Consider the following 15,043-nt stretch of genomic DNA (forward strand, 5'->3'; position numbering starts at 1 on the left):
GCTATCAAAAAAGTTTCATTTGTTGGCCGGGACGCGAAAACTGGGTGGTATCAAGGCTCCATCTTTCTCCATCCAATCCATACAACTGACGGAACTTTTTAAATTGCTGGTTGATGATGGCTGCCTGTTGTCCTTCTCCCCGCATCCGGGTTCCAAACCGGCTATCATTCACTTTTCCTCCATGCCCTTCCTCAATACTATGCCATACTTTGTTGGCACGATCCGGAAAATTGGCGTATAACCAATCATGGAAGATCAACTTAGCTGCACCGTTTAATCTGACAAACGTATAGGCAGCAAATGTTGCTCCTTCCGCTGCTGCACGCTCAAGAATAGAGGGCAGTTCATGATCATTTAAACCCGGAATTACCGGCCCAATCATTACCCCTGTATGTACTCCTTTCCGGCTTAATTCACGAATTACTCTTAGTCGTTGCTCTGCAATAGTAGTGCGGGGTTCCATTTGCCTGCGTAAGGATTCATCCAGGCTATTGATTGAAACCAGCACAGATGCCATGCGTTTTTCTCCCATCGATGCCAGCAAATCAGCGTCCCTTAAAACACCCGCATTTTTTGTGATAATACCTACGGGCTGATTGAATTCCCTGCACACCTCCAATAACTTTCTGGTCAATCGGAAACGTTGTTCTGCAGGCTGGTAGCAATCTGTATTGCCGCTTATTGATATAGGTTGGCATTCCCAGGCAGGTCGCATCAAAAACTTCCGCAGCAATTCCGCCGCATTTCGCTTCACGATGATCTTTCGCTCAAAATCTAATCCTGCACTATACCCCCAATACTCGTGTGAATTGCGCGCATAACAATAAATGCAACCATGCTCACAACCCTGGTAGGGATTCATGCTGTAAAACATGTTTACATCCGGACTATCCACTTTATTGACCAGGCTTTTGGCTTCCTGTTCAAGGTATTTTGTGGCACTATCGGCATCCACCCATTCATCAATGGCAGTTTCCTCCAAACGTGCAGTATGAGTGGCATCAAAACGGTTCGATGGATTGATCTGGGCTCCTCTTCCCCGCATTTTCGGCAAGCTCCCGTCTTCTTTTTCTGCTACTTTCTTCATGAACCGCTTGATTATTTACTTCTTTTGAATCAGGCCTCAAATAAGGATTGTTGCCTCACACCCACAGGAAGATTTCTTAATTCCACCCGTTGGATGATTTGCCAGTTGGGGTTTCCTGCCGATCGTTTTAACAGCAGACAGGCATCTGCCAGGAACTGGGCTGAAAATGATTTTTGAGAATATTCCAGCCAGGCTTTGTCAAATACATGAGAGGGCAGTTTCCCCGCAACCAGGATTTTGTGCTCTGTTATGAAGAAGGGGGTATGTTCCTTGTCAAGCCGTAACAGCAATTGAATTGATTTCAAATCACGTGTTATTCCTGCGAATCCTGCATTACCGTAACTACTCGCCCGCGTAGCAACCGGAACATAAATACTGTGGGAAGGTTGCGCCGCAAAATCCTGGAGCCGGATTTGAAATGGTCGCCAACCAGTAGCTAATTGATAAATGGATTGCTTTACCCGTTCTTCCAATAATTGCCGTTGCCTGAATTTCACCAATGGCAACAAAACCTGTTGTCCAGCGCCATAGGGCATCGGATATTTCTCCTGTAAACCCATTCGGATTTTTCTGATTTTCTCCTTCACCGCATCCGGAATAGACCATACCAATTGGTATTCATGCTCCTGGTACCCCGGCATTGATGAATACCGAAAAAAACCTTCCTGTCTTTTTTCACCAATCGACTGATGCACTTGCATATCCAGAATTTTAATGATTACTACTCGCTTGTTTAAATCCCTCAGGCAGCAGGGAGAACCTCGAAACCAACCGGTATTCATTCGCCCACTGCTCGGTTACCAATAACTCTACTTCCTGCAATTCAACAACTTCATAAAAAGTGGAGGCTGAAAAAGCCATTAGTACCTCCCGCTCAATACTACTATCCAGTTCATCCAGCAAATGGAGCCTTGGGTGAGAAAATAATTCAAGTCCATGGCATCCATTTCCCTGCAACCAACCTTCCAGCACCCGGAAACTATCCGTTAGTCGCCGGAAAGGTTCCGCATTTTGTACACGCCAATACAACGGTTTACCCGGCATGCTTCCATAATTATTGAATGCAAATCGGAAACCCGATTGACTGCTCAGTATGCGGTTGATCCAGCGCAACAGCGTGCCTTCCATCTCTTCCCTTGCCTGGAAACGTGCAATTGTAAGGACCGACCTTGATAGCTTAACTAACTGTGCTTTTCTGAGGCCCTCCAGCTCTGCAGCCGTTTCTGCCACCGCACACAGAATCGTCTCCGGCAGCTTTACATTCAATTCATAGTTCTTTGCATAGGATCCGCCGCCCACACCCATGGCTGCTTCCCCCTTGCTGGCCGCTGCCTCCTTCCTTGCCGAGGATGCCTCGTTCCAGGCTGCTTCCCCCTTGCTGGCCGCACCTTCTTGTCCAGCCGGTTTGTTGAAGATTTCAGGTTTGCTCATCGCTTCGGATTTTAAACCAACTTATTTAGCATAAAAATACTAATTAATTTAGCAAAAACAAATATTTTTGTTGTCTGCTTACTAATTTTTAACCACAATCATTTTTATGGAACTCGATAATGCTTATGCCGCGGCTTATACCGGTACCAAATCTTTTGAACAACAGGATGTTCGAAATGCAAATGCCACCGGTTTCGGAGCTGCTGCCGACGACTATGCAACCCGCGCGCTCGACCTGAATGATTTTCTGATCCGGAATAAACCGGCCACTTTTTTTCTCCGCATTCGGGGAGAATCAATGGAAGGTGCCGGCATTCACCAGGGCGACCTGGTAATTGTAGACCGATCTATCACCCCGCGCAATGGCCATATCGTAATCGCCAATCTCAATGGTGAAATGCTGATTCGCCGGTACGAAAAACAATTCAATAAAATGCGATTGATTCCCGAAACAAATCGCCTCGCACCGATTGATATTGACCCCGCATGCGAGAGTTTTTCAATTTGGGGAGTGGTGACGCATACAATTCACAGCTTTTAAGGTATGGAAGAGGAGACAAGGGAGACGGGAGACAAGGGAGAAAGGAGACAAGGGAGAAAGGAGACAAGGGAGAAAGGAGACAAGGAGGAGGGAGGAGGGAGGAAGGGAAGATGAGAAATGACAAAATTCCAAAGAGATGTTTGCACTGGTAGATTGTAATTCATTTTATTGCTCCTGTGAACGGCTGTTCCGGCCGGATCTGGAGAACCAGCCCGTGGTTGTGTTAAGCAATAACGATGGTTGCATCATCGCACGCAGTGATGAAGCAAAAGCCATTGGCATCAAAATGGGTGCCCCCTATTTTCAGTACAAATCCCAGATTAATGAAAACAGGGTGGCGGTTTTCTCCTCCAATTACCAGCTTTATGGCGAACTCAGCATGCGGGTGATGGACACCCTGCGCAACTTCGTGGGTGCTGAAAAAGTGGAAGTATATTCCGTAGATGAGGCTTTCCTGCAACTTGCACAGGTTCCCACTGAGCTGCTTACGTCAATAGCATCCGGATTAAAACAAAGGGTAGAAACCTGGACAGGCATCCGGGTTTCAGTAGGTATAGCACCTACTAAAGTCCTCGCCAAACTGGCCAACCGACTGGCTAAAAAAAATAAACAGGAAACCAGGGGTGCACTCGTTCTTCAAAAACCTGCCGAACTTGAAATGGCCTTAAGAGAAACAGAAATCGGAGAGGTATGGGGTATCGGCCACCAATATGCGGAAAAATTGCGCCGCTTAGGCATTACCGATGCCCTGAAATTCAGCCGCCTCCCTATTAACTGGGTGCAAAAAAACATGGGTGGCGTAGTTGGGGTACGATTGCACAAAGAGTTGAATGGAATTCCCTGCATTGATCTGAAAGATCCTCTGGAAAAGAAAAAAATGATCGGCAGCAGTCGCATGTTTGGCCGACCAGTCTATGAACTGGAAGAGATCCGCGAAGCTGTTGCGACCTACCTGGCAAGGGCAGCCGAAAAACTTCGCAGGCAGGACAGTGCCGCCACTGAAATTGGTCTCTATATTGTAGCCGCAGATGAAAATAAGTTTACCTATAATCCGAAAAAATTCAGCACCGCTCTGCGCTTGCCCAAACCCTGCTCAGGTACCAATGAACTACTGACCTATGCGCTACCGCTCCTGCCGCTGATCTACCAGGGAAAAAGAAAATACCTGAAAGCGGGTGTGCAACTATCTGGCTTGGTTCCTGCTTCCAGTTTACAGGAAAACCTGTTTATACACTCCGCTGAAAACAATGAGGTTCATGAACCAACAACTAAAAATCTCATGAAAGCGCTGGATAATATCAATTTCAGCCAGGGAGCCAACACTATTCATTTCGGGGCTACCGGTCTCCAACCAACCTGGACTATGCGTCAGGATCAAATGAGCCCCCGTTATACTACCTCCTGGAAAGACCTCCCGCAAGTGTCTTGAGACGTCAGATGTGAGATGTGAGACGTCAAACGTGAGACGTGAGACGTCAGATGTGAGAAGTGAGACGTCAGATGTGAGATGTCAAACCTGAGAAGAATTCCCAATTTTCCCCAGCCTTCTTCCTTTCCTCCATCTTCCATCCTCCATTGTTCCCTCTTCCATGTCTCCCGCCTCCTTTGCCTCCTTTGTCTCCCTTTCCATGCATCAGAACAAACTTCCCTGCTTCGGCTCCTCTTCCAACACCGGAACCGCTGTTCCCACTCCTGTTTTCTGCTTCAACAACTGCCCTGCATACACCGAAAATTTCGGAACCAATGCCTCCTCTCCCAGGTGCAGAAAAAAATACGCAGTTTCAAGTCCGCATGCAAACCATTGTCCCAACCGTTTCGCCCAGGCCTCCATCCGGCTATAATCAGTCGAATGCCCCTGGTTGCCCACAAACCGGATCATCACGTTGGGGACTGTCAGCAACATCGGGTTCACATCGCGGCGGCCTGCCACATCCGTAATCACCAATCCGATTTTCAATTGAGCCAGCATCCCAAAAAAATCCTGCATTCTTGAGCTTGCCTCAAACCAGGCAGGATGCCTTAATTCAATCATCCATTGAACCGAAGCCGGGAGCGATGCCAGAAACTCCAGCAATTCAACCTGTCGGCCAGGCGCAAACGAATCTGAGAACTGAATGAATATTGGTCCCAGTTTTGTAAACTTTCCTTCATTAAAAACCTGGACAGCCGAGCTGAATTCCTGCACCAAATTCTCTTTTCCTTTTAATGCTCCGCGATGACTGATTCCCTGGTAAAGCTTCGGACAAAACACAAATTCACCTGGATGATTAACCGAATTACCGGCATCATCAACCTGCTGAACCCATTTCCGCAACTCTTCCCTCGAATAAATTTTATAATGCGTAGCATTCAACTCCACCGTATTCAATTGTCGGGCATAGGCAGTTAAAAATCCGGGTGGCTTTGTAGTACGCGGATACAGGTTACCTGCCCATTCAGCTACTGTCCATCTTGTTGCACCCAGGAATAATTTAGGATCAGTCGCCCGTTTCCCTGGCAAAACCTGTTGTGTAAGGAATGGATCAGGTGGCAATGTAAAATCCACGCGCTCCAATTGTTCCGGTAATACCCGTCCGAAATCCATTTCTTTTTACAGCAAGATAAAGAGCCTTGCATGGATTCCACGCCAGTTTGTAACTTTCCATATGCGAAAAATTTTCCTGGCCATTTTTGAGTGGATCCGGCTGATCCTTCAATTCATCTTGAAAAAACCGGTCCTTTGGGCGGTTGCCAGGTTCAGCTCCGCACCCAAACAGACCAATGTTAACCTGGCACTATCAGAGTTATATCGTTCCATCATAACGGAGCCTGGCAAAATGGGCCCCCTGGTTGGTTTCCGTCCCGATGAACATCCTGTCATCATTTTTACCGACCTGCACAAAGGCACCCGCGATGGTGCAGATGATTTTGCTATCTGTGAAGACAATTACCTGGCAGCACTCGATTATTACCTGCAACGAAATTTTTACTATATCAATTTGGGCGATAGTGAAGAACTATGGGAAAATATACTGCCCAATGTTATCAAATACAATAAAACCAATTTTGAAAAGGAAATCCAATTCGCAAATCGCAACGCTTTTGTCAAGATTTTTGGCAACCACGATCTTTATTGGGGAAACGATCCCCTTGCTCCGAGTTTTCTTAAATCCATTTACGGCCTGCCTGTAAAAGCCTTTGCCGGCGCGGTTTTAAGAGCAGAACTGCCTTATGGTCACCTTGATTTTTTCTGCACCCATGGGCACCAGGGTGATGCACAGAGTGATGGCAACGCATTTTCCAAATGGTTTGTCAGTTATATCTGGGGTCCCCTGCAGGCTTTCCTTGAAGTCAATACCAATTCTCCCTCTTCCAACTCCAATCTCAAATCACTGCACAATCAATATATGTACGAATGGAGTGCGGCTCAGCAAAACCTGGTATTGATAACAGGACATACCCACCAGCCTGTGTTCAATTCTTTAACCCACCTGGAACGATTGTACCTCCAATTGGAAGAAGCACAACAAAACCAGGATCACCAAAAAATCCAGGAAATCAAAGCTGAAATTCCAAGAAGGAAGCGGGAATATGATCATGTGAGTCACCTGTACCACACCATGCGACCCAGTTATTTCAATGCAGGATGTTGCTGTTTTGATGATGGCACCATAACCGGACTCGAAATTGCCGACGGCTATATCCGACTGGTGAAGTGGTCAAAAAAAGACGGAATGCCAACACGAATCGTAGCAGAAGAAGAACACCTGGTTAAGTTATCACAACGGCTCAGCTCTTAAATCCAGGCTCCTGGAGATTATCTGCTCAATTGGTAAAGTATCTTTATTGCCTCGGGCGTCCACCCTGCTGTGGTATCCTGCAACCAATGCCGCTTAAACGACTGTCTGGCAGCAACCGAATCACTTACACTATACCCTACCAAACGCAAAGCCATAACCTTATCAAATGCTTCAGGTACTTCAACTCCCGTGGTATCTGCAAACCATTTTCCAAACCCGCGATCTGCCAATTGTTTCCAGGGAAAACGCCAGTTCGGATCATTTTTCCTGGTTGGAGCAATATCACCATGGCCAATAAAATTACCTGCAGGAATATTGTGACGCTTTTTTAGTGTGTCCAGCAACGTTAGTAAACTGTTCAACTGCCGATCATCGAAGTATTCAAAGCCATTGTTATCGAGCTCGATACCAATACTGGATGAATTCAGATCTGCATCATAACCCCAGCTTCCCACTCCGGCATGCTGCGCACGCAGGTAATCATTCAGCATATGATGAATGGTTCCATCTTTACAAATCACATAATGGGAACTCACTTTGGTACGAGGCAAAGTAAAGGTTCGCAGCGTTTGATCACAACTATTTTGAGCCGTATGATGGATAATCACAAAATTCGGCTTGCGCATTCCAAAATTAGTAGTACCTACCCAATACGGAGCAGTAGACATGGATTGAGCCGGAGGAAATTGTTTGAGGTGCTTCGCAAACTGCCGAACCTGCTTTTTATGAACACGATTGGTAACCTTATAAGGATTCGGACTACAGGCCCAGATCAAGGCTATTGAAACAAGTACAGCCAGCCAGGAATTTCGATTCAAAGTATGCATGCTATTATTCTGTAGGACCAGGATTGTTGCTTTTCTTTTCCAGCTTAATCTTCGCTTTAGGTTCTCCGTTAGACACAGGCTGGTTCCCCTTCTTCCTTTCCTCCATCTTCCTTTCCCCCTGCCTCCTTTCCCCCCGTTTCCCTTGTCCATGCTTCCCGTCTCCTTTTCTCCGTTCTCCCTTCTTCCCCCCACCGGGCTTATACTCCGGACCAGGTCCCAGTTCAGCAGGAATTTCCAGCTTTGGCACTTCATTCCCAATCAATTGTTCAATGCGGCCAAAGCGATGCATCTCCGCCTCACTGACAAGCGTAAACGCTTTCCCATCTTTTTCCGCCCTGGCAGTTCTTCCGATCCGGTGAACATAATCTTCTCCATCATGCGGCACATCGTAATTGACTACCACATCAATGGTATCGATATCAATCCCACGGCTCAATACATCGGTTGCCACCACTACCGGAATACGGCCACTTTTAAAGCCGCCCAGTATATCTTCCCGTTCCGACTGTTCCAGATCAGAATGAATTTCAGCTACGGTGAACTTAGCTCGCTTAAGGGTTTGCGTTAGTTCTTTTACCGTATGCTTGCGACTGCAGAATATGATCAGGCTTCGATGCGGTGTATCCTGAATAATCTTTTGAATCAGGGCTTTTTTCTGAGGTTCATATACCACGTAAGCGCGCTGAACTATCTTTTCCGGTGGCCTTGAAATGGCAATGTTCACTTCCACCGGTTGTTTCAGGATCTTTTTCGCCAGGCTGCGGATTTTTTCCGGCATGGTAGCCGAAAACAGCAGACTCTGTCGCTTTTCTGGAAGATGCCGTATGATGCGCATGATATCATCATGAAATCCCATATCCAGCATGCGATCTGCTTCATCCAGCACCAGGAACTGTACCTGGCTGAAATCCACATAACCCATATTCAGGTGAGCGATCAGTTTGCCAGGCGTACAGATCACCAGGTCAACGCCGTTGCGCAATGCCTGTTTCTCCTGCACAAAAGCCCCTCCATCACCACCACCATAAATGGCCAATGAACTGATTGGCGTAAAATAGGATAGTCCCTCTACATGCTGCGCAATCTGCACAGCCAGCTCGCGGGTTGGCACGATGATCACCCCGCTGGTATGCCCTTCGTGGCGATGTTCGATCAATCGGCTTAGTATCGGTAATAAAAAAGCAGCGGTTTTGCCGGTGCCGGTCTGCGCAGAAGCGATCAGGTCTCTTCCTTCTAAAATGGCCGGCATAACCTGTTCCTGTACAGGTGTTAGGGTAATGTATCCGGATGCTTCGATTCCTTCCATCAGTCCCGGATCAAGGTTCAAATCAGTAAACTTCACTTATAAATCTCATTTCGTTAAGTCGTAAAGATAGTGCAATTGGGGCGAGCTTTCTCCTACCTTTAGATGGCTGAACCCATGCTTATGTATCGTTTCCTCCTTTCCTCCTTTTATCCGTTCTCCTTTTCACCAGACTGATTTCTGATTGAAAGACGGGGCTGTTGCTGCGATGAAAGGCGTTGCCTTCGGCGTTTCACCCAAACTGGCACAGTACGATCTGACGCATGAAATCCCGGCCTATTATATCTGGACAGCCGCCTACCGCCTGAGACAAACAATTCCTTTCTGGCCCGCCGGAACGGTAGTGGTTTCTGTAGTAGACAGATTAATGGGATTAATTATGTTTCATATCATATATGTCAGGTTTATCCTGACAATTAAACTATAAATAATAATTATTTTAACAATTCATGACCATTAATTAATTATCTTTCGTATCATTTATGTCAGGTTTATCCTGACAGTATTACTATGAAAAATAAATACATCTCAACACAATCAAACGAGATTCTGTCCTATTTCAACAGACAGAACAGAAATTGCTTTGACTATTCTTTGGCATACAAAGCCCTACCTGACTCTAACGCAAGCACGGTGAGAGAGCTACTTAGCAACATGACAAAAAGAGGTTTGTTGATGCGTTTGAAAAATGGTGTTTATTACATTATACCTTATGAGCAAAATGCGGAAACCTTTATGCCAGACTGGCATTTGATAGCTGAACATCTGGTGAATGATGCCAGACATTACATCGGCTATTATTCTGCTTTGCAAATACACAACCTAATTACACAGCCATCATTAAAGGAACAAATCGTTGTTTCTAAACAAATACGACCATCGGAAATAAAAATTAAAGAAGTTCTCTTTCAATTTATCTATCACAACGACAAGCATTTTTTTGGTTCAAAGAAAATCTGGATTGACAGCTTTCATAAAGTGCTGTGTTCAGATTTAGAAAAAACTTTTATTGATTGCTTATTCAAACCCGATTATGCGGGGGGAATTGTTGAAGTGGCAAGAGCAATCTACGCTTCTAAAGACAAAATAAAATACGATACACTTCTTGAATACGCCAAGAAATTTGATTCGCAAGCAGTAATTAAACGATTGGGGTTTCTTTTGGAAATATTAGACATCAATACCCCTATTATTAAGGAACTACAACAAATGAAAACCACTTCGTATGTGGTGCTTGATACCGAATTGCCTAAAACGGGAAAGCGAATAAGCCGGTGGAGTATTCAACAAAATTTGGAAACCGAAACTATTAAATCTGCTTTTTACACATGATTAAACCGGGAGAAATACAGCTAAAAGCAAATACCATTGGTGTTCGTGACCAGCAAATCGAAAAGGATTATATTCTTTCTTGGATTCTGTTTGGAATTTCAAAACATGAGCAACTTTCTGAAGTAATCGTTTTCAAAGGAGGAACAGTATTAAAGAAAGTCTATTTTGAAGATTACCGTTTTTCGGAGGACTTAGATTTCACATTACTGAATGCCGAAATATCGAATGAACAAATTTTCGCATGGTTCAAAGAGGTTTTTGAATTCATAAAAGATGAAGCCAACATTCCGCTTGACATTATTGATAACAATGAACATGAAGACGGCAGCATCAACTTTTACATTAATTACATTGGTCCGCTTGGCGGACAAGGAAACAACAAAAAAGTAAAAGTTGATATTTCACGTAGTGAACAACTGGTTTTTGAACCGATAATGAAAGACGTTTTTATTGACTATTCTGATTTGGAAGAACATCAATTATTGTGTTATCTATTAGAGGAAGTGTTAGTTGAAAAAATGCGTTCGGTAATGCAACGCATGCAAGCAAGAGATTTCTACGACATCTGGTATTTGCTTGAAGTACATAAAATGGATGTAGATTTTTATGTGAGTGAATTTGAAGCCAAATGCAAATGCAAAGATTTACTGCACACCGATTTTCCAAAAAAATTAGATGAAAGATTACCGCAATACAAAGGCAGGTGGAAAAGCTCCATGAGTGAGCAAATAAAAGACCTTCCCAACTTTGACCAGGTAGAACGTGAAGTGCAAAGACACCTTAAAAAATTGAAACTTTAGAAATGAACAGTCACGAATTAACACAGAACGCAAAATTTTCCGGATCCAACTGGTCCATTGCCGTTAGCAAGGTTCAATAAATGCGCACCGTCCATTGACGTTCGAAAATTTCATTCGGAGGCAGACGAATGATGCCTTCCTTTTCTGTCAGTTGCTGGTTATGGTCAACACTATCCGCAATACCACACCAGGGTTCCAGACAAACAAAAGGCGCATCCGGTGCTGCCCAGATTCCGAAAAAGGGAAAATCCCGAAACCCGAAATCAAGCCCATGTGCATGCTTATCAGACCGCAACCGGATTTCCGTATCAGGCAGATTTTTCAGGACAATCGCATCCTGCCGGAATAATTCTTTTTGCAGTTGCAGTTTTTTATCCCGCAACGGTATTTCAGTAGTCCCTTTACCAATCAAACCTTTGTCCAATGTATATCGCAGAAGCGAATCAGAGTCTGAAAACTCCAAATAATAATCTTCATATCGCTGATCGGCAACCGAAGTCCCGAAAGGAACCGCAAAAGCCGGATGTGCACCTAACGAAAAATAGCAGTCTTCCTTACCCGGATTCGTTACCATATAGGTGCAGGATAACAGGTTATCCAATAAACTATACCGGATCACCAATTGAAAGTCGAATGGATATACTTCCCGTGTTGTAGCATCAGCTATTAACAAAAAACTGGCACTCTCGGGCGACTGATCAATGCATTCAAAACTTCTTTCGCGTGCAAATCCATGACGGGGCAAGGAATACTGATGCCCCTTATAGAAATAGGTATTCTCTTTTAGCGCTCCAACTATCGGAAACAGCACGGGTGAATACTTGCCCCAATAGGCAGGGTCACCGCTCCATAGGTAATTAACTCCTGACTGCAGGTCTTTTAACTCCTGTAATTCGGCCCCAATCGGATGAATCACTGCCCGTACGCGTTCATTCTGAATTGTAATTCGCATACGTAAAGATAAGGCGCCGATTCCTCAAACCAGTTCACTGCGTGTGAGAAACCGGACGCCCAACGGAATTTCCAGACTGAAACTGCTGCCCCTTCCCCGCACTACGTCCAGGATCAGGCGGGTATGTTTCCAGTATTCATACTGATCTCTGCTCATGTAAAACTTACATCCCTCTATTTCACCCAGACAAATATCACTTTCACCAATTTTGAATTCCCCTTCCACAAAACACATGGGCTGAGATCCATCACAACAGCCTCCACTCTGATGAAACATAAGCGGACCATGCATTTCTTTCAGCCTTGCAATCAACTCATTGGCTGCAAGTGTAGATCGTACTAAGTTTTCCATGATCTGGCTCCGTAACTATTCACAACTGTTAAAAAAATCCAAGTTTGTTCTGGCTGTAACTGATCAGCATGTTTTTGGTCTGGCGATAATGATTCAGCATCATCTTGTGCGTTTCGCGTCCAAATCCGGATTTCTTATATCCACCAAATGGTGCATGCGCCGGATAATGGTGATAACAGTTCACCCATACACGTCCCGCCTGAATGGCACGCGGCACCTGGTACAATTCATGCGCATCACGGGTCCATACACCTGCTCCTAATCCATACAGGGTATCATTTGCAATGGAGATCGCCTCTTCCACGGTTTTAAATGTGGTGACAGATACAACCGGACCGAATATTTCTTCCTGGAAAACGCGCATCTTGTTATGTCCACGAAAGATTGTTGGCTGAATGTAATAGCCATGTTCCAATCCGGAGTTAATATGGAAAGGACCGCCACCGCACAATACCTGGGCCCCTTCCTGCTTGCCTATGTCAATATAACTAAGAATCTTATGATATTGATCCTCCGATGCCTGTGCCCCCATCATGGTATCTTCCGCCAGCGGATTTCCCATCTTGATTGCCTGTGTACGACGAATTACCCGCTCCATAAATTTCTCATAGATATCTTCCTGCACCAATATGCGCGATGGGCAGGTACATACTTCGCCCTGGTTCAATGCGAACATCACCGCACCTTCTACTGCCTTGTCAAAGAACGCATCATCTTCCGCTGCAACAGAAGAGAAGAAAATATTCGGACTCTTTCCTCCCAGCTCCATGGTCACCGGTATCAGATTTTCCGAAGCATATTGCATGATCAGTCTTCCTGTGGTGGTTTCACCGGTAAAAGCCACCTTACTCACCCGTGGAGAAGTTGCCAGTGGCTTACCTGCTTCAATACCAAATCCGGTTACAATATTCAACACGCCGGCTGGTAGCAGCTCTCCAATTAATTCCATCAGGCACATAATACTGGTAGGTGTTTGCTCAGCAGGCTTTACCACCACGCAACATCCGGCCGCCAATGCTGGCGCAATTTTCCAGGCTGCCATCAGTAAGGGAAAATTCCAGGGAATGATTTGTCCCACTACCCCAATCGGCTCATGCAGATTAATGCTGACCGTCGTTTCATCATGTTCACTGATGGTTCCTTCTTCAGAACGAATCACACCTGCGAAATACCGGAAATGATCCACTACCAATGGAAGATCCGCTGCCCGGGTTTCCCGGATTGCTTTGCCATTATCGATCGTTTCTACACGCGCCAGGTACTCCAGGTTGTCCTCAATTACCTGTGCTATTTTCAAGAGCACATTACTTCTCTGGGCTGCGCCTGTTTTACTCCAGCCCGGAAAAGCTTCCCAGGCGGCGTCAATGGCTTTTTCAATATCAACTGCATTACCCCGTGCTGCCTGTGTAAATGGCTTACCATCAATAGGGGAAATATTATCAAAATACTGACCGGAATCCGGACGAACCCAACGGCCACCGATAAAATGATCGTACCGGTCTTTAAAATTTGGGCGGGGCGCCACATTAGACACCGGCGCCGATGCTGTTGCTGTACTCATATGGAAGCTTTTAATCGTTATTAAGACCCTGAATTTTCAACCATTTTCAGGGAGATGGCATCACGATTGTATTTTTTTATAGCACAATTGTACTTTGCCTTTTGCACCCCGTAGAAAATTGAACTAACTTGAAAGAAGGAATCTGACGACGCATGCCATCCGGAAAATATTTACAAAAGATTGATCTCACACATCCGAAATACCTCCAGACACTGGTGGAAAACAGGCGCGTATTCAATCTGCAAAACTGCGAACTGAATGTGTTCGAAAGTTATCAGCAGGCCTGGCGGGTGCCGCTCACCTTCAGTGATTTTGTTATCACCAGCATGGTTCGCGGAAAAAAAATCATGCACCTCCTGGATAAACCTTCCTTTGATTACCTGCCCGGAGAAACCGTTATTGTTCCGGCCGATGAAACCATGGTGATCGATTTTCCGGAAGCCAGTGCCGACAACCCTTCACAATGCATCGCGTTGGCGGTGGATGCACGATATGTTACCGATACCTTGCAGTACCTGAACAGTTATTACAACAACGATCCGGATGAGCAACACCAATGGCGATTGCAGTTTAATCAGTATCATTTTGAAAACGATACAGAAATTACCGAAACCATCAATAAGATCATTCGTGTTTGCAGCAGCGGGGATAAAGCCAAAAACATATTTGCAGATCTAAGCCTCAAGGAATTGCTGATCCGGCTGCTCCAGAGCCAGCATTTGATGCAGGTGAAAGTGGAATCGGATACAGCCGGTAATCACAGTCGCCTTCACCATGTATTGCATTTCATTCACCAGCACCTGACCGAACGAATCTCCATGGATCATTTGTCGCGCAAGGCTTATCTGAGCCGAAACGCATTTTTCAAGTGGTTCAGAGAGCAGTTTGGCATTACCCCTCTTGAATACATCAACCGCGAACGGATCAAACTGGCCAAGCAACTACTGGCCGATCCCCGGCAGTCCGTCACGTCCGTTAGTCTCCAATGCGGATTCAGTGATGTAAACTATTTCGTTCGCCTCTTCAAAAAGGCAGAAGGAATAACTCCAGGTTCTTATCAGGCTTGTCTGATTAAATAG

General features: G+C 45.3%; 16 protein-coding genes. 7 read left to right on the forward strand and 9 right to left on the reverse strand.

The features are described from left to right. Positions 1 to 4 precede the first annotated feature (4 nt). Genes L0U88_RS17420 through L0U88_RS17430 form a run of 3 tightly spaced genes read right to left on the reverse strand, consistent with a single transcriptional unit; the run spans position 5 to position 2,518 of the window. A complete protein-coding gene (locus L0U88_RS17420) occupies positions 5 to 1,087 on the reverse strand; it encodes a PA0069 family radical SAM protein (RefSeq protein WP_234867612.1) in 1,083 nt (360 codons plus the stop codon). Between the two features lie 29 nt (positions 1,088 to 1,116). After that, positions 1,117 to 1,788, reverse strand: a complete 672-nt coding sequence (locus L0U88_RS17425) for a hypothetical protein (RefSeq protein ID WP_234867614.1) — start codon at positions 1,786 to 1,788, stop codon at positions 1,117 to 1,119. Between the two features lie 10 nt (positions 1,789 to 1,798). Next, complete coding sequence (locus tag L0U88_RS17430) at positions 1,799 to 2,518, reverse strand: hypothetical protein (RefSeq protein ID WP_234867616.1); 720 nt, start codon at positions 2,516 to 2,518, stop codon at positions 1,799 to 1,801. Positions 2,519 to 2,624: 106 nt separating this feature from the next. Here L0U88_RS17430 and L0U88_RS17435 point away from each other — a divergent pair, with 106 nt between their 5' ends. Beyond that, positions 2,625 to 3,059 carry a LexA family protein gene (locus L0U88_RS17435; RefSeq protein ID WP_234867618.1) on the forward strand — a complete coding sequence of 145 codons (435 nt, stop codon included), beginning with the start codon at positions 2,625 to 2,627 and terminating at the stop codon, positions 3,057 to 3,059. Between the two features lie 136 nt (positions 3,060 to 3,195). Beyond that, positions 3,196 to 4,488, forward strand: coding sequence for a Y-family DNA polymerase (locus L0U88_RS17440; protein ID WP_234867620.1), 1,293 nt, complete (start codon positions 3,196 to 3,198; stop codon positions 4,486 to 4,488). A gap of 204 nt (positions 4,489 to 4,692) precedes the next feature. Here L0U88_RS17440 and L0U88_RS17445 read toward each other — a convergent pair whose 3' ends face one another. After that, positions 4,693 to 5,643, reverse strand: coding sequence for a DUF72 domain-containing protein (locus tag L0U88_RS17445; RefSeq protein ID WP_234867622.1), 951 nt, complete (start codon positions 5,641 to 5,643; stop codon positions 4,693 to 4,695). A gap of 61 nt (positions 5,644 to 5,704) precedes the next feature. On the opposite strand from L0U88_RS17445, the gene L0U88_RS17450 reads away from it, so the two are divergent. Further along, positions 5,705 to 6,838: a metallophosphoesterase gene (locus tag L0U88_RS17450; RefSeq protein WP_234867624.1), complete on the forward strand. Its 1,134-nt coding sequence runs from the start codon at positions 5,705 to 5,707 to the stop codon at positions 6,836 to 6,838. A gap of 17 nt (positions 6,839 to 6,855) precedes the next feature. Here the strand turns inward: L0U88_RS17450 and L0U88_RS17455 are convergent, their stop codons facing one another. Together L0U88_RS17455 and L0U88_RS17460 are read right to left on the reverse strand one after the other, a co-directional pair. Further along, entirely contained in the window at positions 6,856 to 7,665 is an 810-nt protein-coding gene (locus L0U88_RS17455) for an N-acetylmuramoyl-L-alanine amidase (protein WP_234867626.1), read from the reverse strand. 4 nt (positions 7,666 to 7,669) lie between these two features. Continuing rightward, a complete protein-coding gene (locus L0U88_RS17460; protein ID WP_234867628.1) occupies positions 7,670 to 8,992 on the reverse strand; it encodes a DEAD/DEAH box helicase in 1,323 nt (440 codons plus the stop codon). Positions 8,993 to 9,152: 160 nt separating this feature from the next. Here L0U88_RS17460 and L0U88_RS17465 point away from each other — a divergent pair, with 160 nt between their 5' ends. From L0U88_RS17465 to L0U88_RS17475, 3 genes are all read left to right on the forward strand, one after another. After that, a complete protein-coding gene (locus L0U88_RS17465) occupies positions 9,153 to 9,395 on the forward strand; it encodes an SAM-dependent chlorinase/fluorinase (RefSeq protein ID WP_234867630.1) in 243 nt (80 codons plus the stop codon). 227 nt (positions 9,396 to 9,622) lie between these two features. After that, positions 9,623 to 10,300: a type IV toxin-antitoxin system AbiEi family antitoxin domain-containing protein gene (locus L0U88_RS17470; protein ID WP_234867632.1), complete on the forward strand. Its 678-nt coding sequence runs from the start codon at positions 9,623 to 9,625 to the stop codon at positions 10,298 to 10,300. Further along, entirely contained in the window at positions 10,297 to 11,100 is an 804-nt protein-coding gene (locus tag L0U88_RS17475; protein ID WP_234867634.1) for a nucleotidyl transferase AbiEii/AbiGii toxin family protein, read from the forward strand. The genes L0U88_RS17470 and L0U88_RS17475 overlap by 4 nt, the downstream gene beginning before the upstream one ends. Positions 11,101 to 11,173: 73 nt before the next feature. Here the strand turns inward: L0U88_RS17475 and L0U88_RS17480 are convergent, their stop codons facing one another. The 3 genes from L0U88_RS17480 to L0U88_RS17490 are packed head-to-tail and all read right to left on the reverse strand — an operon-like array spanning position 11,174 to position 13,964. Beyond that, on the reverse strand, positions 11,174 to 12,052 hold the full coding sequence (locus L0U88_RS17480) for an aldose 1-epimerase family protein (protein ID WP_234867636.1): 879 nt from the start codon (positions 12,050 to 12,052) through the stop codon (positions 11,174 to 11,176). Between the two features lie 24 nt (positions 12,053 to 12,076). After that, entirely contained in the window at positions 12,077 to 12,403 is a 327-nt protein-coding gene (locus tag L0U88_RS17485) for a DUF779 domain-containing protein (RefSeq protein ID WP_234867638.1), read from the reverse strand. A gap of 28 nt (positions 12,404 to 12,431) precedes the next feature. Continuing rightward, entirely contained in the window at positions 12,432 to 13,964 is a 1,533-nt protein-coding gene (locus L0U88_RS17490) for an aldehyde dehydrogenase family protein (RefSeq protein WP_289623318.1), read from the reverse strand. Positions 13,965 to 14,116: 152 nt separating this feature from the next. Between L0U88_RS17490 and L0U88_RS17495 the strand changes: the two genes are divergently transcribed. After that, positions 14,117 to 15,043, forward strand: coding sequence for an AraC family transcriptional regulator (locus L0U88_RS17495; protein WP_234867640.1), 927 nt, complete (start codon positions 14,117 to 14,119; stop codon positions 15,041 to 15,043).

The sequence above is a fragment of the Flavihumibacter fluminis genome, assembly GCF_021491375.1.
In the GTDB taxonomy this organism is placed as follows: Bacteria; Bacteroidota; Bacteroidia; order Chitinophagales; family Chitinophagaceae; genus Flavihumibacter; species Flavihumibacter fluminis.

What these genes read in the sequence shown, in the direction of transcription:
- L0U88_RS17455 (WP_234867626.1), bottom strand. Translation starts at nt 7,665, where the DNA reads ATGCATACTTTGAATCGAAATTCCTGGCTGGCTGTACTTGTTTCAATA.
- L0U88_RS17435 (WP_234867618.1), top strand. Translation starts at nt 2,625, where the DNA reads ATGGAACTCGATAATGCTTATGCCGCGGCTTATACCGGTACCAAATCT.
- L0U88_RS17425 (WP_234867614.1), bottom strand. Translation starts at nt 1,788, where the DNA reads ATGCAAGTGCATCAGTCGATTGGTGAAAAAAGACAGGAAGGTTTTTTT.
- L0U88_RS17430 (WP_234867616.1), bottom strand. Translation starts at nt 2,518, where the DNA reads ATGAGCAAACCTGAAATCTTCAACAAACCGGCTGGACAAGAAGGTGCG.
- L0U88_RS17445 (WP_234867622.1), bottom strand. Translation starts at nt 5,643, where the DNA reads ATGGATTTCGGACGGGTATTACCGGAACAATTGGAGCGCGTGGATTTT.
- L0U88_RS17480 (WP_234867636.1), bottom strand. Translation starts at nt 12,052, where the DNA reads ATGCGAATTACAATTCAGAATGAACGCGTACGGGCAGTGATTCATCCG.
- L0U88_RS17485 (WP_234867638.1), bottom strand. Translation starts at nt 12,403, where the DNA reads ATGGAAAACTTAGTACGATCTACACTTGCAGCCAATGAGTTGATTGCA.
- L0U88_RS17420 (WP_234867612.1), bottom strand. Translation starts at nt 1,087, where the DNA reads ATGAAGAAAGTAGCAGAAAAAGAAGACGGGAGCTTGCCGAAAATGCGG.
- L0U88_RS17495 (WP_234867640.1), top strand. Translation starts at nt 14,117, where the DNA reads ATGCCATCCGGAAAATATTTACAAAAGATTGATCTCACACATCCGAAA.
- L0U88_RS17450 (WP_234867624.1), top strand. Translation starts at nt 5,705, where the DNA reads ATGCGAAAAATTTTCCTGGCCATTTTTGAGTGGATCCGGCTGATCCTT.
- L0U88_RS17490 (WP_289623318.1), bottom strand. Translation starts at nt 13,964, where the DNA reads ATGAGTACAGCAACAGCATCGGCGCCGGTGTCTAATGTGGCGCCCCGC.
- L0U88_RS17470 (WP_234867632.1), top strand. Translation starts at nt 9,623, where the DNA reads ATGACAAAAAGAGGTTTGTTGATGCGTTTGAAAAATGGTGTTTATTAC.
- L0U88_RS17475 (WP_234867634.1), top strand. Translation starts at nt 10,297, where the DNA reads ATGATTAAACCGGGAGAAATACAGCTAAAAGCAAATACCATTGGTGTT.
- L0U88_RS17440 (WP_234867620.1), top strand. Translation starts at nt 3,196, where the DNA reads ATGTTTGCACTGGTAGATTGTAATTCATTTTATTGCTCCTGTGAACGG.